The sequence below is a fragment of the Segniliparus sp. genome (assembly GCF_051660745.1).
Classification (GTDB): Bacteria; Actinomycetota; Actinomycetes; order Mycobacteriales; family Mycobacteriaceae; genus Segniliparus.
Window position 1 is genome coordinate 53,316 of record NZ_JBOFQF010000031.1, and the last position, 24,876, is coordinate 78,191.

The following is a 24,876-nucleotide window of genomic DNA, read 5'->3' on the forward strand; positions in this document are numbered from 1 at the left end:
TATATCCGAACCGGCTTCGAGCCCCTAATCCAGGCCGGGCGGAGCGGCAGCAGGCCAGACGGCAACGATGTGACGTCTCTCTCATAACAAGGCCCGCACCCCGGAAGAAAACCTGCGTAAACCACGTTTACACTCATGTAACCTCCAGGTAAACAACCACGGGAGGGGTATCGGGTTATGGAGGTAGAGGCATGACAATAGCGGTTCCAGAAAGGCCTCGTGGGCAGCACAAAGCCCAACCGGGCGGGCACAGCGCCCAACCGAACGGACACCCCGTCTCGATACTCGGGCAAGGCGCCAGGAGCAGCGTCCCCGGCGCGCCAGGCGCGGCGGCGCTGGACAGGTTCGGCCCGCCGACCCTTCCGGCCTCGGCCGTCGCCGGGGCCACGCGAGTCGCGGTCAAGCCGGTGCTCAGCCTCGCGGCGGGCATCGCCGAGCTGACCTGGGGCCGCTCGCGCAAGCTCGCCAAGCTCGGCTGGCCGCTGTGGATGATCGACCAGGCCGCAGACATGCTGTTGCCGCCCGCGAGGGGCGTGCGCCGGACCAGCCTGCGGCTGCGCGGGGTGCCGGTGGAGCTCGAAACCGCCGAACGGCGCAAGAAGGGGCATGCCGGGCCCGACATCTTGTTCTTCCACGGCGGCGGGTTCATCCTCGGCGGCTTCGGCACGCACCGCAGGCTGGGCGGCGCGCTCGCCAAAACCATCGGCGGCGACTGTTACCTGGTCAAATACCGCAAGCTCCCACAAGTCTCCTTCTCCGAGCTGCGCGCCGACGGGCTCGCCGCGTACCAAGGCCTCCTGGACCGGGGCGCGGACCCTTCGCGGGTGATCGTCATGGGCGACTCGGCGGGCGGGTACCTCGCCCTCGCGACCGTGCAGGCCGCGCGTGACGCGGGCCTGCCCGCGCCCGCGGGCCTGGTGCTGCTCTCGCCGTGGCTGGACTTCGACGAGCGCAGGCTGGTGCGCGACGGCGCCCGCGATCCCTTCATCCCGAGCCAATGGCCCGTGCTCATCGCGCGGACGCTGGTCCTCGCGGGCGAGCCGGACCAGGCGCACAGCCCGATCGACCGCCAGCTCGACGATCTCCCCCCGACGCTGATCCAGGTCGGCTCCTCCGAGTTCCTCTACCCCGACTCCGCCCGGCTGGCGGACGCACTCGCGAAAGCGGGGGTCGACGTCCGGATGCAGGTCTGGGAGGGGCAGATCCACGATTTCCAGATGACCGCCGACGTGAACCCCGACGCCCGCGCCGCCATCAAGCAGATCTCGGCCTTCGCCCACGAGGTCGCGGCGGCGACATAGGGGGACGCCTGCGCGCGCCGGACTGTGAGCTATCGCATAATATCGACGTCGTGAGCAGCGAGCAACCCTTCGCCGAACGACTCGGCACCGAGCGATTCACCTCGCCGAGCTGGGCCGCGAGGGTCGAGAACGCCATCGGCCTCCTGGTCGTCAAGCCGTTCATCTGGGCCTCGGCCTTTGCCGCCGACCTCTTGCGCGAATGGGCCCCCGCGCCGCTGAGCACGATCTCCCCGCACCCGATCTGGCGGCGCGCGGGCAACGGCCTGACCCGCCTGACGCTTTCCGCGCCCGAGGGCGTCGCCGTCAGCCGGGCGAAGATCCGGGGCGTCGACGTGGAACGGCTCGCCCCGAAGGCGCGCGCCGAAGCCGTCGTCCTCTATTTCCACGGCGGCGGCTTCGTCATCGGCGGCCCGTCCTCGCACCGGCTGCTGACCGGGCGCCTCGCCCTCGAATCGGGCGCGACCGTCCTCGTCCCCGACTACCGCAAACCTCCCCAGACCCCGTTCACCAGGATCGTCGACGACTGCCTCGCCGTCTACCGCCAGCTCCTCGCGGACGGGACCGACCCGAGGAGGATCGTCTTCGCGGGCGACTCGGCGGGCGGATACCTGACCGTCGCCGTCGCGCAGGCGGCGCGGGCCGCCGGGCTGCCGCTCCCCGCCGGGCTCGTCCCGCTCGCCCCCTGGCTCGACCTGCGCAAGGCGATCAATCCCGTCGGGACACGCACGGAGTACCTCATTCCCTTGCGCTGGACGAAGAGCGTCGTGGCCCAGCTCGTCGCGCCGCACGGACCGGAGGCGCTCGCCAGCCCGACCGACCGCGACCTCGCCGGGCTGCCGCCGACGCTGGTCCAAGTCAGCTCGGCGGAAGTCCTGTACCCGGAGGCCGTCCGGCTCGCGGAAGCCCTCGCGGCGGCGGCGGTCCCGGTGCGGCTGCAGGTGTGGGACGGCGTGATGCACGTCTTCCAGCTCGCGGGCGGCCTCGTGCCGGAGTCGCGGCAGGCGATCGCCAGCATCGCCGAGTTCGTCCGGACCACGACCGCCCCTGCCCAGAAAGCGAGCGCCCATGCCTGAGGCCAACCCCCGCGTCGAACGATTCGGGCCGCCGAGCGGACCGGCGAAGCTCATCGGCCTCGTGCTGCGCCGTGGCCTGAAACCCCTCTCCTCACTGGGCCTTGCGTTCCTAGTCTTTCTCGAAGAATGGACCCCCCTCGGGAAACGGGCGCAGCTGTGGCACGCACCCGTGCGCCGCGCGCTCAACGTGGCCGTGTCGCGGACGCCCGCGCCGAGAGGCGTGTCCTGGTCGAAGCTCGTCCTGAGCGGAGTCCCGGTGGAGCGAAGCGCGCCGAACCCGCAGAGCGACACGGCCGTGCTGTACCTCCACGGCGGCGCGTTCGTCGTCTGCGGCCCCGGGACGCACCGCAGGCTCGCCGGGACGCTCGCCCAAGACTCCGGGGCGACCGTCTTCTCCATCGACTACCGGATGCCGCCGCAGATCCCGTTCACCGAGATCACGGGCGACTGCCTCGCCGTCTACCGCCAGCTCCTCGCGGACGGCTACGCGCCGGGGCGGATCGTCGTCGCGGGCGACTCCGCAGGCGGCTACCTGACCATCGCCACCGCCCAGGCCATCCGCGCGGCCGGACTCCCCCTCCCCGCCGGGCTCGTGGCCATCGCCCCCTGGCTCAACCTGCGCCGATCGCTGCGCGGAGAGCGGGTCGCGAGCGAAGCGCTGATCCCGTGGCGGCAGCTGCAACTCGTCGTCCAGCAGTTCGTCGCCCCGCTCGGGCCCGAGGCTCTCGCAAATCCCGCCGACCGGGATCTTGCCGGGCTGCCGCCGGTCTTGGTCCAGGCCAGCTCGACAGAGCTCCTCTTCCCCGACGCCCAGCATCTCGCGGCCAAACTGGCCGAGGCTGGCGTGCCGACGACGTTCGAAGTCTGGGAAGGGCAGATCCACGTTTTCCAGGTCGCCGTCGACATCAACCCCGACGCCCGGCGGGCGGTCCGCAACGCCGCCGAGTTCGTGCGCCGCACGACCGGGGCCGCCGTCCCCTCCGCGCAACCGGAAACCGCGCGCTAAAGCATGCCTCGATCCGCATACTTGTCCTTCATATAGTCGTATGCTAATTTATGCACGTAATTGTTCCGACTCAACGATGAGAGGAAGCGACCATGAGCGCTCCGCATGATGTCCACACCGAGCACGAGCACCTCCACGGCCCGGATTGCGGCCACGAGACCGTCGAGCACGACGGCCACGTCGACTACCTGCACGACGGCCATCGCCACCACCCCCACGGCGACCATTACGACGAGCACTAAAGAGAACTAGAAGCGCTCGCCCCATTTTCCGGCGAACGCCACGTCCGACAGCGGCAGGCGCTTGCGCGGCGCGTTCTCCTTGGCCACAAGCCCTGGATCCGCGCCCGCGAGCCCTGCCCCGTCGAAGCCGACCGCGACCACGGCCCATGGCTCGAATCCTGCCGGGAAGCCGAAAACCGCTTTCGCGACCGCCTTGTCGAATCCGGCCATCGGGTGCGCGACCAACCCGTCCGCGACCGCCTGGAGAATGAACTGGCCGAGCGCGAGGCCGAGGTCCACCGGAGCGTACGCGATTTCGTCGGGATCGCCCGCAGCAGTCGCGGCGAACAGCACCAATGCTCCCGCCGCAGGCGCCCAAGACTGATTACCCCGGCTCAAAAGCCCTCGGAGCTTCCCGAACGTCTCATCCGGCCCGTCTGGACCGCGCAGTCCGACGATGAATCGCACCGGCTGGCGCTTGCCCCAGGTCGGGGCCCATCTCGCGGCTTCGAGGAGCGTCGTCACCTGGTCGCGTCCCACGAGCCCGGCAGGGTCGAGCAAACGCCCGGAGCGCCTCGCCGCGATCATCGGATGCAGCCGCGCCGCAGCCTCCGCGAAGTCGTCCGCCATATGTCGAGCCTACTGGCTCGCCGAGCCTATGTGTTGGTCCACCTCGGCCCGCAGCGCGCGAATCGAGTCCAACGCGTATTGCCCGTCGATCGCGGAGATCGCCATCGTGGGGACGAACTCGTCGTCCGGGATGTCCACCCTCGCCCACGGCGAGGACTCCGGGAACGAGACAGAGACGACCTGCCCCCAAGGAACCAGCTTCTCGGCGAAGAGGTTGCGCACGCCCAACCCCTCGTCGAGCACCCGGAGCCTCGGCCGGGCGAACAGCAGGGCGAGCCCGCCGAAGATCAGTCCGAGCAGCACCAACGCCACCTGGTCGGACACCCGGAAATACACCCCGGTCGCCGCAATCCGCAGCAGCACGCCGATAGTCGTGTGGATCGCCACGAGGATCACCGCGACGATCCACGCGTACACACGCATTTTCCTCGGCCGAATGACCAACGGCTGGCTCAGGCGGCGATCTCCGGCGTTATCGGCTCCTCGTGTACCCATTCCGCCTCCGTACACGTCGTCGCCTGCTGTCTTGGATCTCATCCGCCTGATCCCAGCCGGGAAATACTGTGCTCATGCCGAACGCAGCCGCCGCAACGCGAGCGCCGTGTTGATCGCCGCAGCGGCGGCCTCCCCGCCCTTGTCCTCCGCAGAATCCGGCAGTCCGGCGCGGTCCACCGCCTGCTCGCGGTTCTCGGTGGTCAGGACTCCGTGGGTGATCGGCGTGCGGGAGTCGAGGCTCGCGCGCAAAAGCCCCTGCGCCACCGTCTGCCACACGTAGTCGAAGTGGGCCGTGTCGCCGCGCACGACGACGCCGAGCGCGACGACCGCGTCGTTGCTCTCGGCCAGCTCCTGCGCGAGGATCGGGAGCTCCAATGCGCCAGCGGCCCGGACCACCTCCGTCTTCACCTGCGCCCGATCGGCCACCCGCAACGCGCCCGCAAGGAGCGCCTCCACGATGTCCGCGTGCCAATCCGACGCGACGATCCCGATGGTGAGCCCGGACGCGTCGCCGCTCAAGGCCAGCCCCGGCGCGTGCTCGCCCGCGCTCACGCCAGCCCTTCGTTCAACAAGGCCTCAGCCTGCACCGCTTCTTCCAAACCGTGCAGCTCATGGCCCATCCGGTCGCGTTTGGTCTGCAAGTAGCGCAAGTTCTCCGCGTTCGCCCGCATCGGCATCGGCACCCGGTCGTGGATCGTGAGCCCGTAGCCGTCCAAGCCGACCCGTTTGGCCGGGTTGTTCGTGAGCAGCCGCATCGAGCGGATGCCCAAGTCCACGAGGATCTGCGCCCCGACCCCGTAGTCGCGGGCGTCGGCGGGCAGGCCGAGCTGCAAGTTCGCGTCCACCGTGTCGGCGCCTTCGTCCTGCAGCTCGTACGCCCGGAGCTTCGCGAGCAGGCCGATGCCTCGGCCCTCGTGCCCGCGCATGTACAGCACAACGCCCCTGCCCTCTTTGGCGACGATCTCCATCGCCGCGTCGAGCTGCGGGCCGCAGTCGCATCGCAAGCTGCCGAACACATCGCCGGTCAGACACTCCGAATGCACGCGGACCAGCACGTCCTCCCCGTCCGTGATGTCGCCGTAGACCATCGCCACATGCTCGGCCTCCTCGTACGCGCAGGAGTAGCCGAGCGCGCGGAACACCCCGTGCCGGGTCGGAAGCCTCGCCTCCGCCTCACGGCGCACATGCTTCTCGTAGCGCCTGCGGTAGCGGATCAAGTCCGCGATCGACACGCGGGCGAGGTCGTGCTCCTCGGCGAAGACCCTGAGCTCGTCGCCCTTGGCCATCTGCTCCTCGTCCTTGGTGCTCACGATCTCGCAGATCACCCCGGTGGGGCGCAGCCCGGCGAGCCTGGCAAGGTCCACGGCGGCCTCGGTGTGCCCCGGCCTGCGCAGCACGCCGCCCGGCTTCGCGCGCAGCGGCACCATATGCCCAGGCCTGGTGAGGTCGGAAGCATTCGTGCCAGGGTCGGCGAGGAGCCGGATCGTGTGGGCGCGGTCGCGAGCGGAAATGCCCGTCCCGATCCCCTCCTTCGCGTCCACGGTCACCGTGTAGGCCGTGCCCCGGCGGTCTTGGTTCACCCGGTACATCGGCGGGAGGTCGAGCCGGTCGCAGTCCTCTTCCTCCATCGGCACGCAGAGGTAGCCGGAGGTGTGGCGGATCATGAACGCGACCAGCTCCGGGGTTGCTTTCTCGGCCGCGAACGTGAGGTCGCCCTCGTTCTCCCGGTCCTCGTCGTCCACCACCACGACCGCTTTGCCGTCGGCGATGTCTTTGATCGCCCGCTCGATGCTGTCGAAACCGCTCATCGGTCCACCCCCGAGGTCAGCCTCTCCACATATTTCGCGATCACATCAACCTCCAGGTTCACCACGTCGCCGACTGCGTGACGACCGAGCGTGGTCGCCCGAAGTGTTTCGGGGATGAGCGACACTTCGAAGAACGCCACAGCGCCGTTCTCTGTTCCCGCCGCCTTGCCGACTGCGCTCACGGTGAGGGAAACCCCGTCCACCGTGATCGAACCTTTGTGGGCGACGTACTTCTCAAGGTCTTCGGGGAGGCTGATCCGCACCACGTCCCACGACTCCGCCTTGGTTTGGCCGAGCACTCGCCCGATGCCGTCCACATGGCCTTGGACGAGGTGTCCGCCGAGCCGGGCGCCGAGGGCGAGGGCGCGCTCCAGGTGCACCAGCGAACCGGGCTCGAGCGCGCCGACGCTCGTGTGGCGAAGGGTCTCGCCCATCGCGTCCACCACGAACACGCCTGGTTCGGGCTGGTCGATCACGGTGAGGCACACCCCGTTCACGGCGATGGAATCGCCATGGCGGGCGTCCTCGACCACGCGCTGCGCCTTGATGGCGAGCTGCGCCGAATCGCCGATCGGTTTGAGCCAGGCCACCTCGCCAAGCTCCTCAACGAGGCCGGTAAACATAAGAGCCACGATACCCTTCGAGAAAGATCGGTCGAACCACGCCGCCGCGGACTGCCCGCTCAGCCGGGGATCATGGTGTGCCGCTGGCCGGTCGGGCTGGTCCAGTGGACGGTTCCGTCGGGTGATTGTTCGTCTCGCCAGTGGCCGTGTGTTTTGGCGCGATGGTGGTGTCTGCATAGACGTTTCAGGTTTTCGGGGATTGTTTGTCCGCCTGCTTGTGGATCCTCATGGTCAAAGGGAATGGTGTGGTCGAGTTCTGTTCGGGCTCTTCGGTAGCAGCCGGGAAACCTGCAGTGCTGGTCGCGGGTGTTCACATGAACTTCGAGGCTCGGGGTGGGTTTGTACTGGTCGGGTGTGGTGGTGAAGCGGATGCGTTTGGCGGCTTTCGCGAGCATCCGCGCGAGGTCTGCGCCGATGGGCGCTCCGTCCAGGAGCGCGGGTGCGGCGTCGCCAGCCAGAAGCGTGGTCTCGGTGATGACGAGTTCGATGTTTTTGGCGTGCCGTGCTGGTCGTTGGGCCGCCTCGCAGGTGTCTCGTCCGCATTCGCAGACAAGTTGGTGCTCAGATCCGAGGATCGCGAGCGCGTCGCTGTGCCGGGTGAAGATGGGACGCGGATCCTGCGGGCAGACCGTGCGGGCGATGGCGTCGAGTCTCTCGCGCAATTCGGCTGCGGCTTCCAGTGGCATGGTGCCGCGCAGGTCGGCCATGCCGTCACTGACCGGGGTGATCGTGAACGATCGCGACTTGTGCGCCCGCTCCCGCCGCCGCTTGCACCAGTCCGGATCGAGCCGCAAGTACTGGGCCTCCATCAACTGCGAGATCTTCCCGTACGAGTGCGCCCGCCAGCGCGGGGCCTGCACGGCGAGCCACGCGTCCAACTCCTCCCGCCAACCCGAAGGAGCGAAACCCAGGTTCTCACCCACGAACCGAGCCGCCTTCGCAGTGACCTCGGCCGCCGCCAGTTTTGATCCCAGTTTCGGGTAGTTCACGGTCATGTCCTCCGCGAAGGAGAGCATCGCCTCCGCTCCCCGAGACGACACCCCCAACGCCGGACCGAGCTCAAGGAGGACAGCCTCACGAGTCGCGAAGGAGAAAATCCCCTTCCCAACAGCCTCCTCCACAATCTGCCGTTGGGCGATGTCATCCGCGATAGAGGCCACCATCGTCGCCTTGCACGACAGCAGCACCGCCTCCAAACGCTCCATCTCCACGAGCGCCGCGAACTTCGTCTTCACATCCGCGCAGGCCTCCGGCCGGAGATCCCTGAACAGATCCTCCGACACGATTCCCCTCGCATCATCCATACGTTCGATTCTACATGAAAACACCAGGCAGGACAAGAGAAAAATAAGAAAAATACCGCTACGGCGCGTTGCGCGGGACCAAGCGCACCACGATGTCCTCGCCCGCCTGGCGCACATCCTCGACCGTGAATCTCAGCGCGTCGGCGAGCGTCCCGATCCCCAAATCGCCGACGGCGGACGGGCCCGCACCGAGCAAGGCCGGCGCCACATGCGCCTGCACGAGGTCCACCAGCCCGGCTTTGAGGAACGCGGCCGCGAGCGTCGGCCCCCCTTCGAGCAGAACGTGGACCGCGTCGCCGAGCATCGCGAGCGCCTCGGCGGGGTCGTGGGTCTTCGCGAGGATCGTCGGAGCCGCGTCATCGAGCACCCTCGCCCCAGCAGACAGCTCGGAGCGCCCGACCACGACCCTCGTCGGCTGATGCGGCGCGAGAGAGCCGTCTGGCAGCCTCGCCGTGAGCCACGGGTCGTCCACAAGCGCCGTGCCTGTGCCCACGATGATCGCGTCGAGCTCGGCGCGCATCGCATGGACGGACTCGCGGGCCTGCGGGCCGGTGATCCACTGGCTCGTGCCGTCCTTCGCGGCGATCCGCCCGTCCAGGGTCGCCGCGAATTTCCACGTCACATGCGGCCTGCCGGTTCGTTGCCGATGCAGCCATTCCCGCAGCGGACCGGCGCTGACCTCGTCCGCCAACACCCCAGAGCGGACCCGGACGCCAGCCGCCTCCAGCGAGCCTGCGCCGCCCGAGGAACGCGGATTTGGATCGGGCGCCGCGTACACCACCTCGGCGATCCCCGACGCGATGAGCGCCCGCGCGCACGGCCCGGTGCGCCCGACGTGGTTGCAGGGCTCCAGCGTGACGTACGCCGTGGCGCCCCGCGCCCGGTCCCCCGCCTCGGCGAGCGCCACCACCTCGGCATGCGCCTGGCCCGGCGGCTGGGTCGCTCCGCGACCGACAACCTGCCCCTCCGGGCTCACCAAGATCGCCCCGACCGGAGGGTTCGGGCTGGTGCGCCCGCGAACCGCATAGGAGGCCGCGACAGCCTGGCGCATGAACTCCTCGTCGACAGCGTCCGGGCGTTCAGGCATGGGCACAGCATAAGCGAGCCGGCATGCTTGAGAGATGACCGACGAACGAGCCGAGCACCTCGTCCACATCTGCGGCGAGGCCGAATGGCACGCCGCCCGCGAGAGCGCCGCCTATACCGCGCCGTCGCTCGACGAGGTCGGATTCATCCATCTCTCGGCCCCCGGGCAAGTCCACATCCCGGCGAATCTGTTCTACGCAGGCCGGGCGGACCTGGTGCTGCTGCGTGTGGACCCGGGCAAGGTCCCCGACCCGATCCGATGGGAGGAGGGAGTCCCTCCGTCCGCCGACGGATCGACATTCCCCCACCTCTACGGGCCGTTGCCGACTGCCGCCGTGATCGCGGCCGAGCCATACCGGCCGGGGCCGGACGGCAGGTTCGAGCCGCTCACGCGTTGAGCGCGGCCTGGCGCAACGCCTCGACGGCCCCAGCAGGGTCCTCCGCGCCGTACACGGCGGACCCGGCGACGAAACAGTCCACGCCCGCCTCGGCGGCCGCCTCGATCGTGCTCAGGTTGATCCCGCCGTCGATCTCGATGAGCACAGTGAGCTCGCCCCGGTCTTTGACCGCGCGCAGCTTGCGCACCTTGTCGAGCACCTCGGGCATGAACTTCTGGCCGCCGAAACCCGGCTCGACGCTCATGACGAGCACTGTGTCGAAACCGCGCAGCACTTCGAGGTACGGCTCAAGCGCCGTGCCCGGTTTGATGGCGAGGCCCGCGCCCGCCCCTGCCGCGCGTATATCCCTGGCCACGGCGAGCGGATCGTCCGTCGCCTCCGCGTGGAAAGTGACGTTCTTCGCGCCGATCTCCGCGTACTCCGGCGCCCAACGGGCCGGGTCCTCGATCATGAGGTGGCAGTCCAGCGGAATATCGGTGACTCTTTTGATGCTCGCCACCACAGGCACGCCGAGCGTGAGGTTCGGGACGAAATGGTTGTCCATCACATCGACGTGCAGCCAGTCCGCGCCATGCACGGCGGCGACGTCGCGGGCGAGGTTCGCGAAGTCGGCGGACAGGATGGACGGAGCGATCATGGGGGTTCTCTGCTGCGGCACCCAGCCAGTCTATAAACCGGCGAGATGATGCAGAATAGGAGCGTCCCCGCCCTCGTCCCTGTAAGGATCCCCGATGCCCTGTCTCGCTCGGGCCGTCGCGCTCACGGCCGTCCTCTCGCCCCTCTTCGCCCCCGGCATCGCCGAGGCTGACCCGAACCCGGACTGCGCCGTGTTGCAGCAGGCCGCAGGCAGCTACTCCAAGCTCGCCAGCCACTTCGCCTCGCTGCGCAAGGTCGCCGAGCAGCCGGGCCAGCACGCTGAAGCCACGCGCGAGCTCGCCGACCAGGCCCGTTCCATGGGAGACACGTTGCGCGACCTCTCGGGCAAGCTCACGAGCCAAGACTTGAAGAGCCTCTACTGGGAGGACGCCCTGTCCTTCGACGACTACGCCGACGCGCTCACCAACAACATCAACTCGGGCGACGCCTCCGCCGTGAAAGACGCGCACGCCCGCAACGTCAAGGCCGTCAACGCGGCCAACGACGCGTTCTACGCGGCCTGCAAGCGCTGACAGCCCGCGCGCACAGGACGGCGGCGGTTCGATAAAGAAACCGTCGCCCCCCGCCCGAACGCCTTTTCCGCGCCACGGCCTCGGACGTAGGCTGCGGGACATGCAGATTTCCCGTGCCCTCGCCCTCGCCCTGCCGCTGCTCGCCGCGCAGGCTCCGGCCGCGACCGCCGCGCCGAGCACGAGCGACTGCGCCGTGTTCAAGGGCGCGGACGCCGATCTGACCTTGCTGGCGGGCGCTTTGCGCACCATCGGCAGCGTCGTCTCCGACGACGCGTCGGCGCACGACAAGCGGGAGGCCGCCCAGACGACCGGGGAGACCCTGGTCAAAACGAGCGACATCCTCGCCAACGTGGCTTCGAGCGTGTCCGACCCGGGGTACCGCACGACGGTCTCCGACTACTCCGCGTCGATCAAAGAGCTCGGCGACCTCGTCGAGTCGATCAACGGCGCGCCCGACGAGGCCACCACGCACAAGGCGCAGGAGATCGCCAAACGCGTGGACAGCCTGTCGGGCGACTACGACAAGGCGCACAACGCGGCCTGCGCGGGGTGAGGCCGGGGCGGTCCTTTAAAATCCCACAGGCCGATACGGCCACAGGGAGGAAGGGGACCAGAACCATGGCGGAGAACGAGTCGTCGGAGCAGCTCGCCGCGTTGCGCGAGAGCGCCCGAGAGCTGATCCGGTCCGGGTTCGTCACACACGACGACCTCTACGAGCACCTCGCCGACGACGGCGTCTCGGAGGAGCAGGCCCGCGATATCGTCGACCAGGAGTGGCAGGCGCGCCTCGCCGAGCAGCAGACGTGGGCCGCGCCGAGCGACTACGACCGGCTGGCGGCGGTGTTCGAGGAGCTGGAGCGCAGGCGGATCGTCGCGCGGATGAACTTCACATGCTGCAACTCTTGCGGGCACTTCGAGATCGAGACCGAGCGGGACGAGTCCATGCCGGACGCGACCGGCTACGTCTTCTTCCACGGGCAGGACGCCGCCCAGCTCGGCGACGCCCCGACCAGCTTGCACCTGCGGTACGGCACGTTCGAGGAGCCTGCGGCGGCCGAGGACTACGGGCCGCTGGAGCTCGCCGTCGCGCGGGTGGCCGAAGCCGTGCTCGCCGAGCACGGCTTCGCGGTCGAACCTGTCGCCGACTCCCAGACCTGCGTCGCCGTCCCGATCACCGACTGGCGCAAACCGCTGCCGGAGCAGGCCCCCGCCACAGCCTTGTTATAGCCTCCATATAGGGCTAACATTGTGACGCGAGCCATAGGCGATCACACCCAGGAGGCGACGATGCCGGTCCGAATTCCCGCACTGCCGAAACCCAGGATCAGCACCCTGCCAGGCATGGCGGCCCTGGAGCGATGGGCCGCCGGACACGACTTCCCCGAGGTCGCCTATTCCCGTCCCCCGTCGGGCAGCGGGTTGAAACCAGTGGTCGGCGACAACGGGCTCCCCTTCGTCGGGCACGCCGTCGAGATGTTCCGAAGCGGCCCCGCATACGTCGAGCGCCTGTACCGCGACCGCGGCCCGGTGAGCTATCAGAAATCCGTCGGCATACCGTTCGTCTGGGCGCTCGGCCCGGACGCGACGCAATTCGTGTTCACCAACGCCGAGAAGAAGATCTCCCAACAGGGCTGGGAGCCGATCATCGGCCCGTTCTTCCGCCGTGGGCTCATGCTGCTCGACTTCCCCGAGCACCTCGCGCACCGGCACATCATGCAGGAGGCGTTCACCCGCGTCGCGCTCGCCGGATACGTCGAGCACATCGACGAGGTGGCCGCGGGGGCGATCCGGGCCTGGCCGGGCGACGGCCGCGCCTTCCGCATCCACAACGCCGCCAAAGAGCTCACCCTCGACATCGCGTCTGTCGTGTTCATGGGGCACAAGCACGGCGAGATCAGCCGCGCCGAGCTGGAGCGGGTGAACACCGCGTTCCTCGACACCACCCGCGCGGGCGGGGCCTTCGTCCGCCGCCCGGCCCCCGGCGCGCCGTGGTGGAAGTGGAACAAAGGGCTCGCTGGCCGCAAGCTCCTCGAGCGCTTTTTCGCGGAGCGCATCCCCGCCCACCGAGGGGCCCAGGGGAAAGACATGCTCACCGTCCTGTGCAACGCGGTGACGAAAGACGGCCAGAGCTTCGCCGACGCGGACATCGTGAACCACATGATCTTCCTGATGATGGCCGCGCACGACACGTCGACTTCGACCTCGACGACCATGGCCTACTACCTCGCCGCGAACCCGCAGTGGCAGGAGCGGGCGCGGGACGAGTCCGCGCGACTCGGCGACGGGCCGCTCGACATCGACGCGCTCGACAAGCTGGAGAGCCTCGATCTGGTGATGAACGAGTCGCTGCGGCTGGTGACGCCCCTTCCGTTCAATGTGCGCAAGGCGTCCGAAGACCTGGACCTGCTCGGCTATTACGTGCCGAAGGGCTCCATGATCGGCGTCTACCCGATGCTCAACCACCGGCTGCCCGAGATCTGGACCGAGCCCGCGAGGTTCGACCCTGACCGCTTCGCCGAGCCGCGCAACGAGCACAAACGCCACCGCTACGCGTTCTCGCCGTTCGGCGGCGGCGCGCACAAATGCATTGGCATGGTCTTCGGCCAATTGGAGATCAAGGCGATCCTGCACCGGATCCTCCGCGAGTACCGGATCGAGCTGGCCAACCCCCGCTACCGGCCGAAATGGGACCACGCGGGGATGCCCTTGCCGGTGGACGGCATGCCGCTCGTCCTTCGCCCGCTGCGGCGTTGAGGACGAGCCGTGCTCTACACTTCTGACGCGTTGTCGCGTGTTCGCCAGAGTTGGAGGGGGTTGCCCGTGTTTCTTCGTATGCCCTATGCGGTCGCTATGGGCGTGGCGGCGCTTCTCGCGCCGCTCAATGTGTCCGGCACGGCCGCCGCCGAGCCTGCCTCCGCCGACTGCGCGACGCTCAAGCAGGTCGAAACCGACCTCGTGTCCTTCACAAAGGATTTGCAGTCCCATGCCGAGTCGATGAGCTCCGCGCTCGCCCTCGACCCGGACGACCCGGACCGCCAGACCATAGGCGAGATCCTTGGCTCCACCGGGGACATGCTCCAAGGCGCCGCCGACGACGTCACGACCGCGTCGTACCGCAGCGCCTTAGAAGCCTTCGCCGACTTCTTCCACCGCAGCGCGCGCCTGGCCCTCGGCGAAGAGGGGGCCTCTCCCTCGGAGATCAAGCGATTCAAAGAGCAGGGCGAGTCCCTTGGCGGCGACGTCGACACCGCGTACGCCCACGCCTGCGACACGGCTGCCGCCAGCTGACCTAGCTACGCCGTCCGGCTCCGGCCCGACAGCGCGAACGCCGCGAACACCCCGGCGAGAGCGCCGCACAAATGCCCCTGCCACGAGACGCCCGGCTGCCCCGGCAGCACGCCCCACAGCACTGCCCCGTAGCAGAAGAACACGGCAGCGCCGATCAAGACCTGGCCGGGCTTGCGGCTGAAAAACCCCTGCACGATCAAAAAGAGCAGCCAGCCGAAGATCAGCCCCGACGCGCCGATATGCACGGTGTGCCACGGCGAGCCGATGTCGCCGATGAGCCACGTGCCGAATCCGCCGAGCAGCCAAATGACCGCCGTCGCGAGAAGGAACCTGCCCAATCCGGCGAGGACTCCGACGAGCCCGAGCACCAGGACCGCCCCCGCGTTGGCGTTGAGATGCTGCCATCCCGCGTGCAGGAGCGGCGCGAAGAGGATCCCCCACAGCCCGTCCGTCTCCAGCGGGCGGATGCCGTACCGGTCCAGTCGGTGCCGGTCCCACTGGTCGGCGAGCTCGACCGCGTAGAGCAGCGCGAGATAGCCGAGGACCAGCGTCGTCCCAATGCTCCATCGGTCCCGGCGCGTCAGTGGGGCCGGGACGTCGGGGGGGCTCATGCTCATAGTTCCAGCCTGGCCGCTGCCGCCCGAGACGTCAACCGATCTTGTTGCGCGTGCCACACCCATGACGCATACTGGAGCACATCAGTTTCAAAAGCGCACAACTGTTTCAGTTCCGTGGGACAAGGGAGAAGACCATGCTCGCTCGAGCCGCCCTCGCCGTCGCGTTCGCCGCGCTCGTCTCCGCGCCCCTCGCGCACGCCGACGACCGGCACGACTGCGAGCTGTTCAGGAACAACTCCGGCGAGGTCCTCAGCAACACGGAAACCGCCGTCGACCACATGCAGCAGGCTTCGCAGGACCAAGGGCGGGACGCGGCACAGGACGCGGCCAGCGCCATCGTCTACTTCCGCCAGGCGGGCGACGCCGCGAAACTGCTCGCCACCAGCCTGCAGTCCTCCTCGGGCCAGTCGGCGGCGACCAAACTCGACGAGGCTTTGTACGCGCAGGCGGACGCCTTCGAGGGCACGATCAAGGGACAGGGCAGCCAGGCTTCGCAGGACAAGCTCAAGGCTGCGGGCAGCGACCTGAAGGCCGCGATCGAAGGTTTCAAACAAGCCCTTCAGGGAGCGTGTGGGACGTAACGCCCCTCCTCGCCCACGGACGCTGCGGCCTCGCCTATGATATTTACATAGTTTCGCCTAGCAAATCTTCCTGGAAGGTTGACCGATGATGTCTGCTCGTCTCGCCGCCTCGCTCGCCGCGCTCGCCTGTGGCTTCGGCCCGCTCGTGATCGCCCCCGAGGCGCTCGCCGCGCCCCCCGGACGGACGAACGGCCACGACTGCGACGTGTTCAACGCGAACGACGACGCGATCCAGGGCGATCTGGACACGATCAACGGCATCGTCGCAGGCTATTACACGTCGTGGGTCGGCAACAGCTTCTTCGGCGACGAGCAGTACGGCGAATTCGACCCGGACGACCTCAACACGGTCCTCCACGCGACGAGCACCCTCTCCTCCCACGCGGACGGCGCGAAGAAGGGCATGCAGACCGACGGGGCCAACCTCGCGCTGCAACGCCTCGCGAGCGACTCCAGCGCCCTCCACGACACCGTGCTGAAAGTGCAGGACGGCACCTACCGCCCCCGCCAGCTCGGCTTGGTCAGGGACATGCTGGACCGGTCGATGAACAACTACCACAACGCGTACTCGTTCGCCTGCGGCGGCGACGTCGTCGAACCGCAGCACTGACCCGCTGTTCGTTTCCCCCGCCCGCGTGCCGCATACTGGTCGCGCAAGCTTTATTCGAGTTCGTGGGAAAGGGAAACCTTATGTCTATTCGTGCTGTCTTCGCCGCCGCGCTCGCGGCCGCCGCCCTTCCGCTCGCCGCGCCCGTCGCGGCGCATGCGGAGAGCAACGACTGCGTCGTCCTCAACAACTACTACCACAACATCAACGACCTGCTGCAGCAGCAAAATGCCGTCATGGAAACCGCGCACGAGGCGGCGAGGAACGAGAACTACGACGAGTTCTACTCGCTGGTCCAGCAAGTCTCCCACTTGCTCGGAGCGACCGCAGACCAATACCGAGGCGCGGGCTCTCGGGTCATCTCCCCCATGTACCGCCAAGTTTTGATGCAATACGCAGGCACGGAATCCGAGCTTTCCGGCATTTACGGCATGGTCGCCTCCACTCGCAATCAGACCGAATACCAAAAGAACCGTGGGAGCGAACTCGGCAACTGGCTCAGCGACCACAGCGACGACTACGACAACATCACCAATGCCGCCTGCTCGGCGTGACAATCCGACACCGGGCTCAAGGGACCGCCGCTCAGCCGAGCGGCGGTCCTTTCAGTTGAGCACTGTCAATTGAGCACTGTCAGTTGAGCACTGTCAGTTGAGCACGTCGAGCACGACCCACGCCGCCACAGCCGACGGCAACAGCGAGTCGAGCCGGTCCATGATCCCCCCGTGGCCCGGCAGGAGCGTGCCCATGTCTTTGATGCCGAGGTCGCGCTTGACCTGCGACTCGACCAAGTCGCCGCCAGCCGCGGTGAGCACCATGAGCGCGCCGAGCGCCACGCCCACCCAGTACGGCTGCCCCAGGAGCAGGCGCACGACCAGGATCGATCCGATCTGGCTGAACACCACCGCGCCCGCGAAGCCCTCCCAGGACTTCCCCGGGCTGATCGCAGGCGCCATCGGATGCTTGCCGAAGAACACGCCGGTCACATAGCCGCCCACATCGGAGCAGGCCACGACGACGAACAGACACACAAGCTGCTTCCAGCCGTCCGTCCCGCTCTGCAGGAGCAGGACGGTGAACGAGGCGAAGAACGGTATCCACGTCACCACGAAAACCGTGTGCGTCACCTCGGCGACGTAGTGGTCGGGCTTCCCGTTCAGCCCTTTGCGCAGCAAACACCACACCAGGCACACCACGACTGTCGCGGCGTACGCGGCGAGCATCCCGTTCGTCCCTTTGAAGAAACTGGCCCACACGATCCCCTGCCCGCCGAGGACCGCAGGAAGGTACAGCGTCGCGACCCCGTGCTCGTTGAACCGTTTCGCGACCTCGATGGTGGCGATGGCCATGGCGACCGCCACCACGACGACCCAGAGTTTCGGAGCCAGCCAGAGCACCGCGACGATCATCGCCCCCAGCGACACCCCGACCGTGATCGCGGCGGCGAGGTTCCGCCCGGCTTTGGCCCTTTTTTTAAGCTGGCCCGGTTTCGGTTGACCCGGTTTCCTCGGCTCATGACGCGTGTCTGCCGCCATTGTGCGCATTACTCCTCGGCCTCACGGCGGCGGCTCGATCAGACTTCGAGCAGCTCGGCTTCCTTCTTCTTCACCAGCTCGTCGATCGTCCCCACGAACTTCGCGGTGAGCTTGTCCAGCTCTTTCTCGGCCCGCGCGACATCGTCCTCGCCAGCCTGGCCCTCTTTCGAGAGCTTGCCGAGCTGGTCGTTCGCCTTGCGCCGCACGTTGCGCACGGTCACCCTGGCTTCCTCCGCCTTGCCCCTGGCCTGCTTGGCGAACTCCTTGCGCCGCTCCTCCGTGAGCGCGGGGATCGCCACGCGGACCACTTGGCCGTCGTTGCTCGGGTTCAGGCCGAGGTCGCTCTTCTGGATAGCCTCCTCGATGGCGCGCAACTGGCTCGCCTCGTACGGCTTGATGACCACCAGCCGAGCGTCGGGGGTCTGCACGCTGGAGATCTGCGGGATCGGAGTCGGGGTGCCGTAGTAGTCAACGACCACTTTGGCGAAGAGGGAGGCCGTCGCCCTGCCGGTGCGGATGGCGGCGAAATCGTCCTTGGCCACCTCGACGGCCAGCTCCATCCGCTCTTCGGCCTCGAAGAGGATCTCATCGATCATCGCGTTACCACCTCACTAGTGTGCCGATGCGCTGGCCCGAAACCGCACGCGCGATATTGCCCGGCTCAAGCAAATTGAACACCAGCATCGGCATCTTGTTGTCCCGGCACACCGCGAACGCGGCAGCGTCCGCCACTTTCAGTCCGCGCTCCAGCGCCTCCTGGAAGGTCAGCTCGTCGTACTTGACCGCGTCCGGGTTCTTCTTCGGGTCGTCCGAGTACACCCCGTCCACGGCCTTCGCGAGCAGCACCACCTCGGCTCCGACCTCCAGCGCGCGCTGCGCGGCTGTGGTGTCGGTCGAGAAGTACGGCAAGCCCATGCCCGCGCCGAAGATGACCACGCGGCCCTTCTCCAGGTGGCGCTTGGCGCGCAGCGGGATATAGGGCTCGGCGACCTGGCCCATCGTGATGGCCGTCTGCACGCGGGTGTCGATGCCCCGCTTCTGCAGGAAGTCCTGCAGCGCCAGGCAGTTCATCACGGTGCCGAGCATGCCCATGTAGTCCGCGCGGGACCGCTCCAGGCCGCGCTGTTGCAGCTCGGCGCCTCGGAAGAAGTTCCCGCCGCCGATCACCACTGCGACTTGGACGCCCTGGGAGACCACGTCGGCGATCTGCTCGGCGACAGTGTCGACCACGTCGGGGTCGACGCCGACGCTCCCGCCGCCGAACATTTCGCCGCCGAGCTTGAGCAAGACTCGGCTGTACCCCTGGCGGGGCGGGTTGGCAGGTTCTGCGACGGGAGCTTCAGTCATGGCTGGCTCAGTTCTGGCCGACCTCGAACCGGACGAACCGGACGATTTCGGCGCCTGCGGACTTGAGCTGGTTCGCGACCGTCTGCTTCGGGTCGGCGAGGCTGGCCTGCTCCAGCAGGACGACGTCCTTGTAGAAAGCGCCCACACGGCCCTCGACGATCTTCGGGATGGCCTGCTCGGGCTTGCCCTCCGAGCGGGTGATCTCCTCGGCGACGCGACGCTCCTGCGCGACGACTTCCTCCGGGACGTCGTCACGGCTGAGGTACTTCGCCTTCAGCGCCGCGATCTGCTTGGCGGCCCAGTCGGCGGCCTCCGCGGCCTTGTCGCCCTCGCCGGTGTACTCGACGAGCACGCCGATGGCGGGCGGCAGGTCCGAGCTGCGCTGGTGCAGGTAGGTCGCGACCTTGCCGTCGAAGGAGGCCACCCGGCCGAGGACCAGCTTCTCGCCGATCTTCGCGGACAGCTCGTCGACCGCCTCTTTCACGGTCTTGCCGTCGAGGTCGGCCGCTTCGAGCTCGGCCGTGGACTGCGGCCGGGCGGTCGCCGCGGCCTTCACGATCCGCTCGGCGAGCGACTGGAAGTCGCCGCCCTTCGCGACGAAGTCCGTCTCGCAGTTGAACTCGACGAGCACACCGTCAGCGGTGACGACGAGGCCCTCGCCGGTGGTCCGCTCCGCGCGCTTGCCGACATCCTTGGCGCCTTTGACCCGGAGGATCTCCACGGCCTTGTCGAAATCGCCGTCGGTCTCGACGAGCGCGTTCTTGCAGTCCATCATGCCCGAGCCGGTGAGCTCGCGCAGGCGTTTCACGTCAGCGGCGGTGTAGTTCGCCATCGTGGTTCTCCCTTTGGGTCGTTGTTGTGCCAGTAGGTTCTTCGGCGAAGCGCGTCGGGTTAGGAGGCGTCTGCCTCGGTCCCCTCGGTCGCGGCGGGCTCGGCCGCAGCAGGCTCGGCCTCGGCGGACTCGGCCGCAGCAGGCTCTTCCGCGACTGCCTCGGCAGCCGGAGCCTCGGCCTCGGCAGCCGGAGCTTCGGCGGCCGGGGCGAGCAGCTCCTGCTCCCACTCGGCGAGCGGCTCGGCCTCGGCGTTGGCGCCGCCGCGGTTGCTCGCGCGCTGCTGCAGGCCTTCGGCGACCGCGGTGGCGACCACGCGGGTCAGCAGGGCGGCCGAGCGGATCGCGTCGTCGTTCGCGGGGATCGGGTAGTCCACCAGGTCCGGGTCGCAGTTGGTGTCGAGGATCGCGACCACCGGGATGCCCAGCTTGCGGGCCTCGCCGACGGCGATGTGCTCCTTGTTGGTGTCGACGACCCAGAGCGCGGACGGCAGCTTGGCCATGTCGCGAAGGCCGCCGAGGCTGCGGTCCAGCTTGTTCATCTCACGGGTGAGGCCGAGGATCTCTTTCTTGGTGCGCCCGGAGAAACCGCCGGTCTGCTCCATGGACTCGAGCTCCTTGAGGCGCTGGAGGCGCTTGTGGACGGTCTGGAAGTTGGTGAGCATGCCGCCGAGCCAGCGCTGGTTGACGAAAGGCATGCCGACACGGGCGGCCTCGGTCGCGATGGGCTCCTGCGCCTGCTTCTTCGTGCCGACGAAGAGGACCGTGCCGCCGTGCGCGACGGTCTCTTTGACGAACTCGTACGCGCGGTCGATCGAGGTCAGCGTCTGCTGCAAGTCGATGATGTAGATGCCGTTGCGGTCGGTGAAGATGAATCGCTTCATCTTCGGGTTCCAACGGCGGGTCTGGTGCCCGAAATGTGCGCCGCTGTCGAGCAGCTGCCGCATAGTCACCACAGCCATGGTGAACACCCCTTTAGGTTTTTCGAGAAACGCCGCCCTTTTCGGGAACGCCGCCTCTGGTCGGTTCCGCCTGGGCCGGTCGGCCGCAAGCCCTGGTGCCAGACTCAGCGGCACGCCCGTCGTTCTTCAAGGCCCGACGGGACCGTCCTGCCGTGAGCGGATTCCCTCGCGAGAGGGATTGCTGACACGCGAAGTCACCGCACTGAGTCAAATCACGCAGCGCGGTGCGGTCACGAGTCTAGCAGTGAGTGCGCCCAATCGGCTAATCGCTCCAGCCGCCCCTGCGCGGCGGTCCTCGCGCCTGGCAGCGCGTCTTCGGCGGGGACCGGCTCGGTCGCTTCGAGGTAGACCTTGAGCTTCGGCTCAGTGCCCGACGGACGGACCACGGCGCGCAGGCCGTCGCCCGTCAGGACCACCGCGTCCGTGCGGGATTCCGGGGCCGCCTGCGCCAGGTCCTCGAACACGACGGGCTCGCCGTCGAGCTCGGCTGGCGGGGCCGAGCGCAGCCGTGCCATTGTCTTCGCGATACCGCTGAGGGCGGCGAACCGCAGCGAGACCTGCTTGGTCGCGTAGACGCCGAGCTCGAGCGCGTAGTCGTCGAAGACCTGCGCGACGGTCCGCCCCTTGGCCTTGAGGTCGGCGACGAGGTCGGCCGCGAGCACCGCCGCGCTGATCCCGTCCTTGTCGCGCACCGCGTCGGGGTCGACGCAATGGCCGATGGCCTCCTCGTACGCGTAGACGAGCCCCTCGCCCGCGCGGGCGAGCCATTTGAAGCCGGTCAGGGTGCGCGCGTGCCGGGTGAGCCGCGCCGCCGCGAGGGCCTGCAGCTGGCGGGAGGAGACGATGGTGCTCGCGGTGAGGGGGTCCTCCGTCGGCGAGTTCTCAAGGACCCAGCCGCCGAGGAGCGTCCCCGTCTCGTCCCCGTTGAGCATCCGCCAGCCGTTCGGGCCCTTGACTCCGATGGCGCAGCGGTCCGCGTCCGGGTCCAATGCGATGGCGAGATCCGCGTCCACCCGCTCGGCCAACGCGAGCAGGAGGTCCGTCGCGCCAGGCTCCTCCGGGTTCGGGAAGCTCGTCGTCGGGAAGTCCGGATCCGGCTCGAACTGCTCCGCGACCACGTGGACGTCGGTGAATCCGGCCCTGCGCAATGCCTCGACCGCGACCCTCCCGCCGACGCCGTGCATCGGGGTGAGCGCTATCCGCAGCACACGCTCGCCCTTGTCGCCGGGAGGCCTCTGGTCGGCGTAGCCGACTCCGCTGGCGCGGTCCAGATATGTCTCCAACACATCGTCGACGTGCGGATTCGGGACGAGCGGGCTGCGCGGCACCTGGTTCGCGGGACCGACCGCGGCGATCGCCGCCTCGATCTCCCGGTCCGACGGCGGGACCAACTGCGCGCCATCGCTCAAATACACCTTGTAGCCGTTGTCCTGCGGCGGATTGTGGCTCGCGGTGATCTGCACCCCGGCTGCCGCGTACCACCACTTCACGATGAAAGCCGTGACCGGAGTCGGCAAGCCGTGCGGCAGGGCGAGCACTTTGAAACCGGCGGCGGCGAACACCTCGGCGGCGGCCTCGGCGAACGCGGCGGAGTGATGGCGGGCGTCGCAGCCCACCACGACCGTCTCCCCTTCGAGGCCCTGTCCGACGAGCCAGTCCGCGAGCCCGGCGGAAGCGCGCAGGACCACGGCGAGGTTCATCCCGTTCGGCCCGGCCCGCATCGGCCCCCGCAGCCCGGCGGTCCCGAAGACGAGCGGGGCCGAGAACCGCTCGACAAGCTCGGCCGCCGCGCCGATGTCCCCTTCGTCGGCGGCGCCGAGCAAGGTCCGCAGCTCTTCCTCGCACGCCGGGTCCGGGTCGGCATCGACCCACGCCCGGACCTGGTCGTCAAGCGGTTGTCCGCTCATAGCCGCACAATCACCTCGCGCAACAGGCCCCCGACCCTCGTCGCGGCCAGGTGCCCCTCTTCCAGCACCTCGGCGTGGTTCAACGACTTCCCCGCGAGCCCGGCGGCGATGTTCGTCACCAGCGACACCCCCAGCACTTCGAGGTCCTCCGCCCGGGCCGCGATGGTCTCGTGCACCGTGGACATGCCCACCAGATCCGCTCCGAGCACCTGTAAGGCCCTGACCTCTGCGGGAGTCTCGTAATGCGGCCCTGGCAGGCCCGCGTAGACCCCCGAGGCGAGGCTCGGGTCGACCTGCCGCGCGAGCGCCCGCAGCCTCGGCGAGTACGCGTCGGTGAGGTCGACGAACTTCGGGCCCCGCAGCGGGGAGCGCGCGGTGAGGTTGAGGTGGTCGCTGATCAGGACCGGCTGCCCCACCCGGTACTCCTGGTTCAAGCCGCCCGCCGCGTTCGTCAAGACCAGCGTGCGCACGCCAGCCGCAGCCGCGACCCGGACCCCGTGCACGACGCGGGCGAGATCGTGGCCCTCATAGGCGTGGGTGCGCCCGACGAGCGCCAGCACGCACTGCTCGCCGACCAGGATCGACAGGGCGAGGCCCTGGTGCCCGGAGACGCCGGGGGCGAGGAAGCCGGGCAGCTCGGCCATCGGGACCACTTCGCTTGGCTCCCCCAGCCGGTCCACGGCGGGCGCCCAGCCGGAGCCGAGGACCACAGCCACATCGTGCTGCTCCACCCCCGTGCGCTTCGCGAGCTCGCCAGCCGCGACTCGTGCGGCCTCCGCAGGATCCCCGACCACATCCACAGCATCGACAGTCATGCGAGGCAGACTACCCGAGCGCAGGAGACCGCGCCTGAGCAGGCGCAGTGTCCAGTAGAGTGTCCGGGTGACTTTGATCCAGCCGGCGTCCGGGCCGTCGCGGGAGCTGGACTCGTGGTTGTCCGCGCACGGCGACGACCTGATCCGGTGGCGGCGGGAGCTGCACGAGCATCCCGAGCTCTCTCGGCACGAGCACGCGACCACCGCCTTCCTCGAAGGCCAGCTGCGCGCGTTGGGCCTCGAACCGAGGCGACTGCCGGTCGGCGTCGGCCTGGTGTGCGACATCGGCCCGTCGCCCGGCGGCGGGCGCGTCGCGCTGCGCGCGGACCTCGACGCCCTGCCGGTCGCGGAGGCCACCGGCCTCGACTTCGCCTCGCGCGTGGACGGCGTCAGCCACGCCTGCGGCCACGACCTGCACACCACGATCCTGCTCGGCGTCGCGTCGTTCCTCGCCCGCCAGCCGGATCTGCCGATCGGCGTCCGGCTGATCTTCCAGCCCGCCGAGGAGGTCATGCCGGGCGGCGCCCTCGACGTGGTGGCCGCGGGCGAGCTCGATGGCGTGGAGCGGATCTTCGCGGTGCACTGCGACCCGCATCTAGAAGTCGGCAAGGTCGGCGTGAAGGACGGCGCGATCACCTCGGCGGCGGACACCATCCACCTCACGCTCGAGTCCGCGGGCGGCCACACGTCCCGCCCGCACCTGACCGGCGACCTGGTCTACGCCCTGGGCGCCGTCGTCACCGGCCTGCCGGGCCTGCTCAGCAGGCGGGTCGACCCGCGCACCGGCACCGTCGTCACCTTCGGCTCGGCGCACGCGGGCTCCGCGCCGAACGCGATCCCGCAGACCGGCGAGCTCAAGGGCACCGCCCGGACCAGCGACTACCGCACCTGGCTGCAGCTTGAGCCGGTGGTCGCCGAGCTCATCCGGGACCTGCTGGCCCCGCTCGGCGTGCGCCACCGGCTGCGCTACCAACGCGGCGTGCCGCCGGTGGTGAACGACGCGGTCTCCACCGCCCTGTTCGCCTCGTCCGTCGCCCGCCTCGGCGAGGACGCGCTCGCGGAGACGGCGCAGTCCGGCGGGGGCGAGGACTTCTCCTGGTATCTGGAAGAGGTGCCCGGCGCGATGGCCCGGCTCGGGGTCTGGTCGGGCGAGGGCCCGCAATGCGACATCCACCAGCCCGATTTCATCGCGGACGAGCGCGCGCTCGCCGTGGGAGTCCGCCTGTTCGCGGAGCTGGTCTGGGAGACCGCGAGACTGAGAGGACAGGCATGAC

At 68.7% G+C, this 24,876-nt stretch carries 30 protein-coding genes; 14 read left to right on the forward strand and 16 right to left on the reverse strand.

Going from position 1 to position 24,876, the window contains the following annotated elements:
- Positions 1–191: 191 nt before the first annotated feature.
- The 4 genes from ACRC20_RS10495 (at position 192) to ACRC20_RS10510 (ending at position 3,622) form a co-directional block, all read left to right on the forward strand.
- The gene (locus ACRC20_RS10495) at positions 192–1,301 is read left to right on the forward strand and encodes an alpha/beta hydrolase fold domain-containing protein (RefSeq protein WP_438686322.1); all 1,110 of its coding nucleotides are present in this window, start codon (positions 192–194) and stop codon (positions 1,299–1,301) included.
- 50 nt (positions 1,302–1,351) lie between these two features.
- A complete protein-coding gene (locus ACRC20_RS10500) occupies positions 1,352–2,374 on the forward strand; it encodes an alpha/beta hydrolase (protein WP_438686323.1) in 1,023 nt (340 codons plus the stop codon).
- Complete coding sequence (locus tag ACRC20_RS10505; RefSeq protein WP_438686324.1) at positions 2,367–3,380, forward strand: alpha/beta hydrolase; 1,014 nt, start codon at positions 2,367–2,369, stop codon at positions 3,378–3,380. The genes ACRC20_RS10500 and ACRC20_RS10505 overlap by 8 nt, the downstream gene beginning before the upstream one ends.
- 92 nt (positions 3,381–3,472) lie before the next feature.
- Positions 3,473–3,622 (forward strand): zinc transporter permease, encoded by a 150-nt coding sequence (locus tag ACRC20_RS10510; protein ID WP_438686325.1) that lies wholly within the window; start codon positions 3,473–3,475, stop codon positions 3,620–3,622.
- 6 nt (positions 3,623–3,628) lie between these two features.
- On the opposite strand, the gene ACRC20_RS10515 is transcribed toward ACRC20_RS10510, so the two are convergent.
- The 7 genes from ACRC20_RS10515 to ribD form a co-directional block, all read right to left on the reverse strand.
- Positions 3,629–4,231 (reverse strand): nitroreductase family protein, encoded by a 603-nt coding sequence (locus ACRC20_RS10515; protein ID WP_438686326.1) that lies wholly within the window; start codon positions 4,229–4,231, stop codon positions 3,629–3,631.
- 9 nt (positions 4,232–4,240) lie between these two features.
- Entirely contained in the window at positions 4,241–4,654 is a 414-nt protein-coding gene (locus ACRC20_RS10520) for a PH domain-containing protein (protein WP_438686327.1), read from the reverse strand.
- A 144-nt stretch (positions 4,655–4,798) separates the two neighbouring features.
- Entirely contained in the window at positions 4,799–5,278 is a 480-nt protein-coding gene (ribH, locus tag ACRC20_RS10525) for a 6,7-dimethyl-8-ribityllumazine synthase (RefSeq protein WP_438686328.1), read from the reverse strand.
- Positions 5,275–6,534, reverse strand: coding sequence for a bifunctional 3,4-dihydroxy-2-butanone-4-phosphate synthase/GTP cyclohydrolase II (locus ACRC20_RS10530; protein WP_438686329.1), 1,260 nt, complete (start codon positions 6,532–6,534; stop codon positions 5,275–5,277). The genes ribH and ACRC20_RS10530 overlap by 4 nt, the downstream gene beginning before the upstream one ends.
- Positions 6,531–7,157, reverse strand: coding sequence for a riboflavin synthase (locus ACRC20_RS10535; RefSeq protein WP_438686330.1), 627 nt, complete (start codon positions 7,155–7,157; stop codon positions 6,531–6,533). The genes ACRC20_RS10530 and ACRC20_RS10535 overlap by 4 nt, the downstream gene beginning before the upstream one ends.
- A 59-nt stretch (positions 7,158–7,216) precedes the next feature.
- Entirely contained in the window at positions 7,217–8,461 is a 1,245-nt protein-coding gene (locus ACRC20_RS10540; RefSeq protein ID WP_438686331.1) for a DUF222 domain-containing protein, read from the reverse strand.
- Positions 8,462–8,519: 58 nt separating this feature from the next.
- A complete protein-coding gene (ribD, locus tag ACRC20_RS10545) occupies positions 8,520–9,548 on the reverse strand; it encodes a bifunctional diaminohydroxyphosphoribosylaminopyrimidine deaminase/5-amino-6-(5-phosphoribosylamino)uracil reductase RibD (protein ID WP_438686332.1) in 1,029 nt (342 codons plus the stop codon).
- A 34-nt stretch (positions 9,549–9,582) separates the two neighbouring features.
- Between ribD and ACRC20_RS10550 the strand changes: the two genes are divergently transcribed.
- Positions 9,583–9,945, forward strand: a complete 363-nt coding sequence (locus ACRC20_RS10550) for a DUF952 domain-containing protein (RefSeq protein WP_438686333.1) — start codon at positions 9,583–9,585, stop codon at positions 9,943–9,945.
- On the opposite strand, the gene rpe is transcribed toward ACRC20_RS10550, so the two are convergent.
- On the reverse strand, positions 9,935–10,582 hold the full coding sequence (gene rpe, locus ACRC20_RS10555; protein ID WP_438686386.1) for a ribulose-phosphate 3-epimerase: 648 nt from the start codon (positions 10,580–10,582) through the stop codon (positions 9,935–9,937). The two genes, ACRC20_RS10550 and rpe, sit on opposite strands and share 11 nt — an antisense overlap.
- Positions 10,583–10,676: 94 nt before the next feature.
- Between rpe and ACRC20_RS10560 the strand changes: the two genes are divergently transcribed.
- From ACRC20_RS10560 to ACRC20_RS10580, 5 genes are all read left to right on the forward strand, one after another.
- On the forward strand, positions 10,677–11,114 hold the full coding sequence (locus ACRC20_RS10560; RefSeq protein ID WP_438686334.1) for a tat pathway signal sequence: 438 nt from the start codon (positions 10,677–10,679) through the stop codon (positions 11,112–11,114).
- Positions 11,115–11,214: 100 nt separating this feature from the next.
- The gene (locus ACRC20_RS10565) at positions 11,215–11,667 is read left to right on the forward strand and encodes a hypothetical protein (protein WP_438686335.1); all 453 of its coding nucleotides are present in this window, start codon (positions 11,215–11,217) and stop codon (positions 11,665–11,667) included.
- 65 nt (positions 11,668–11,732) lie between these two features.
- Positions 11,733–12,341: a DUF6891 domain-containing protein gene (locus ACRC20_RS10570; RefSeq protein WP_438686336.1), complete on the forward strand. Its 609-nt coding sequence runs from the start codon at positions 11,733–11,735 to the stop codon at positions 12,339–12,341.
- Between the two features lie 60 nt (positions 12,342–12,401).
- Positions 12,402–13,868, forward strand: a complete 1,467-nt coding sequence (locus ACRC20_RS10575) for a cytochrome P450 (protein WP_438686337.1) — start codon at positions 12,402–12,404, stop codon at positions 13,866–13,868.
- 96 nt (positions 13,869–13,964) lie between these two features.
- Positions 13,965–14,402, forward strand: coding sequence for a hypothetical protein (locus ACRC20_RS10580; protein WP_438686338.1), 438 nt, complete (start codon positions 13,965–13,967; stop codon positions 14,400–14,402).
- 5 nt (positions 14,403–14,407) lie between these two features.
- On the opposite strand, the gene ACRC20_RS10585 is transcribed toward ACRC20_RS10580, so the two are convergent.
- Positions 14,408–15,019, reverse strand: a complete 612-nt coding sequence (locus tag ACRC20_RS10585; RefSeq protein WP_438686339.1) for a rhomboid family intramembrane serine protease — start codon at positions 15,017–15,019, stop codon at positions 14,408–14,410.
- A gap of 134 nt (positions 15,020–15,153) precedes the next feature.
- On the opposite strand from ACRC20_RS10585, the gene ACRC20_RS10590 reads away from it, so the two are divergent.
- From ACRC20_RS10590 to ACRC20_RS10600, 3 genes are all read left to right on the forward strand, one after another.
- Positions 15,154–15,600 (forward strand): hypothetical protein, encoded by a 447-nt coding sequence (locus ACRC20_RS10590; RefSeq protein WP_438686340.1) that lies wholly within the window; start codon positions 15,154–15,156, stop codon positions 15,598–15,600.
- An 85-nt stretch (positions 15,601–15,685) separates the two neighbouring features.
- Entirely contained in the window at positions 15,686–16,210 is a 525-nt protein-coding gene (locus ACRC20_RS10595; RefSeq protein ID WP_438686341.1) for a hypothetical protein, read from the forward strand.
- Between the two features lie 80 nt (positions 16,211–16,290).
- Positions 16,291–16,761, forward strand: coding sequence for a hypothetical protein (locus ACRC20_RS10600; RefSeq protein ID WP_438686342.1), 471 nt, complete (start codon positions 16,291–16,293; stop codon positions 16,759–16,761).
- Between the two features lie 93 nt (positions 16,762–16,854).
- Here ACRC20_RS10600 and ACRC20_RS10605 read toward each other — a convergent pair whose 3' ends face one another.
- The 7 genes from ACRC20_RS10605 to ACRC20_RS10635 all read right to left on the reverse strand — a co-directional run bounded on the left by ACRC20_RS10605 (position 16,855) and on the right by ACRC20_RS10635 (position 23,602).
- Positions 16,855–17,742, reverse strand: a complete 888-nt coding sequence (locus tag ACRC20_RS10605) for a phosphatidate cytidylyltransferase (protein WP_438686343.1) — start codon at positions 17,740–17,742, stop codon at positions 16,855–16,857.
- Between the two features lie 38 nt (positions 17,743–17,780).
- Positions 17,781–18,338 carry a ribosome recycling factor gene (frr, locus tag ACRC20_RS10610; protein WP_438686344.1) on the reverse strand — a complete coding sequence of 186 codons (558 nt, stop codon included), beginning with the start codon at positions 18,336–18,338 and terminating at the stop codon, positions 17,781–17,783.
- 4 nt (positions 18,339–18,342) lie between these two features.
- Positions 18,343–19,089 carry a UMP kinase gene (gene pyrH / locus ACRC20_RS10615; protein ID WP_438686345.1) on the reverse strand — a complete coding sequence of 249 codons (747 nt, stop codon included), beginning with the start codon at positions 19,087–19,089 and terminating at the stop codon, positions 18,343–18,345.
- Positions 19,090–19,096: 7 nt separating this feature from the next.
- On the reverse strand, positions 19,097–19,921 hold the full coding sequence (gene tsf, locus ACRC20_RS10620) for a translation elongation factor Ts (RefSeq protein WP_438686346.1): 825 nt from the start codon (positions 19,919–19,921) through the stop codon (positions 19,097–19,099).
- A 59-nt stretch (positions 19,922–19,980) separates the two neighbouring features.
- A complete protein-coding gene (gene rpsB / locus ACRC20_RS10625) occupies positions 19,981–20,880 on the reverse strand; it encodes a 30S ribosomal protein S2 (protein ID WP_438686347.1) in 900 nt (299 codons plus the stop codon).
- A gap of 230 nt (positions 20,881–21,110) precedes the next feature.
- Complete coding sequence (locus ACRC20_RS10630) at positions 21,111–22,787, reverse strand: phospho-sugar mutase (RefSeq protein ID WP_438686348.1); 1,677 nt, start codon at positions 22,785–22,787, stop codon at positions 21,111–21,113.
- Entirely contained in the window at positions 22,784–23,602 is an 819-nt protein-coding gene (locus ACRC20_RS10635) for a purine-nucleoside phosphorylase (RefSeq protein ID WP_438686349.1), read from the reverse strand. The genes ACRC20_RS10630 and ACRC20_RS10635 overlap by 4 nt, the downstream gene beginning before the upstream one ends.
- 67 nt (positions 23,603–23,669) lie before the next feature.
- Here ACRC20_RS10635 and ACRC20_RS10640 point away from each other — a divergent pair, with 67 nt between their 5' ends.
- Positions 23,670–24,875: a M20 family metallopeptidase gene (locus tag ACRC20_RS10640; RefSeq protein WP_438686350.1), complete on the forward strand. Its 1,206-nt coding sequence runs from the start codon at positions 23,670–23,672 to the stop codon at positions 24,873–24,875.
- The last annotated feature ends 1 nt before the right edge of the window (position 24,876 follow it).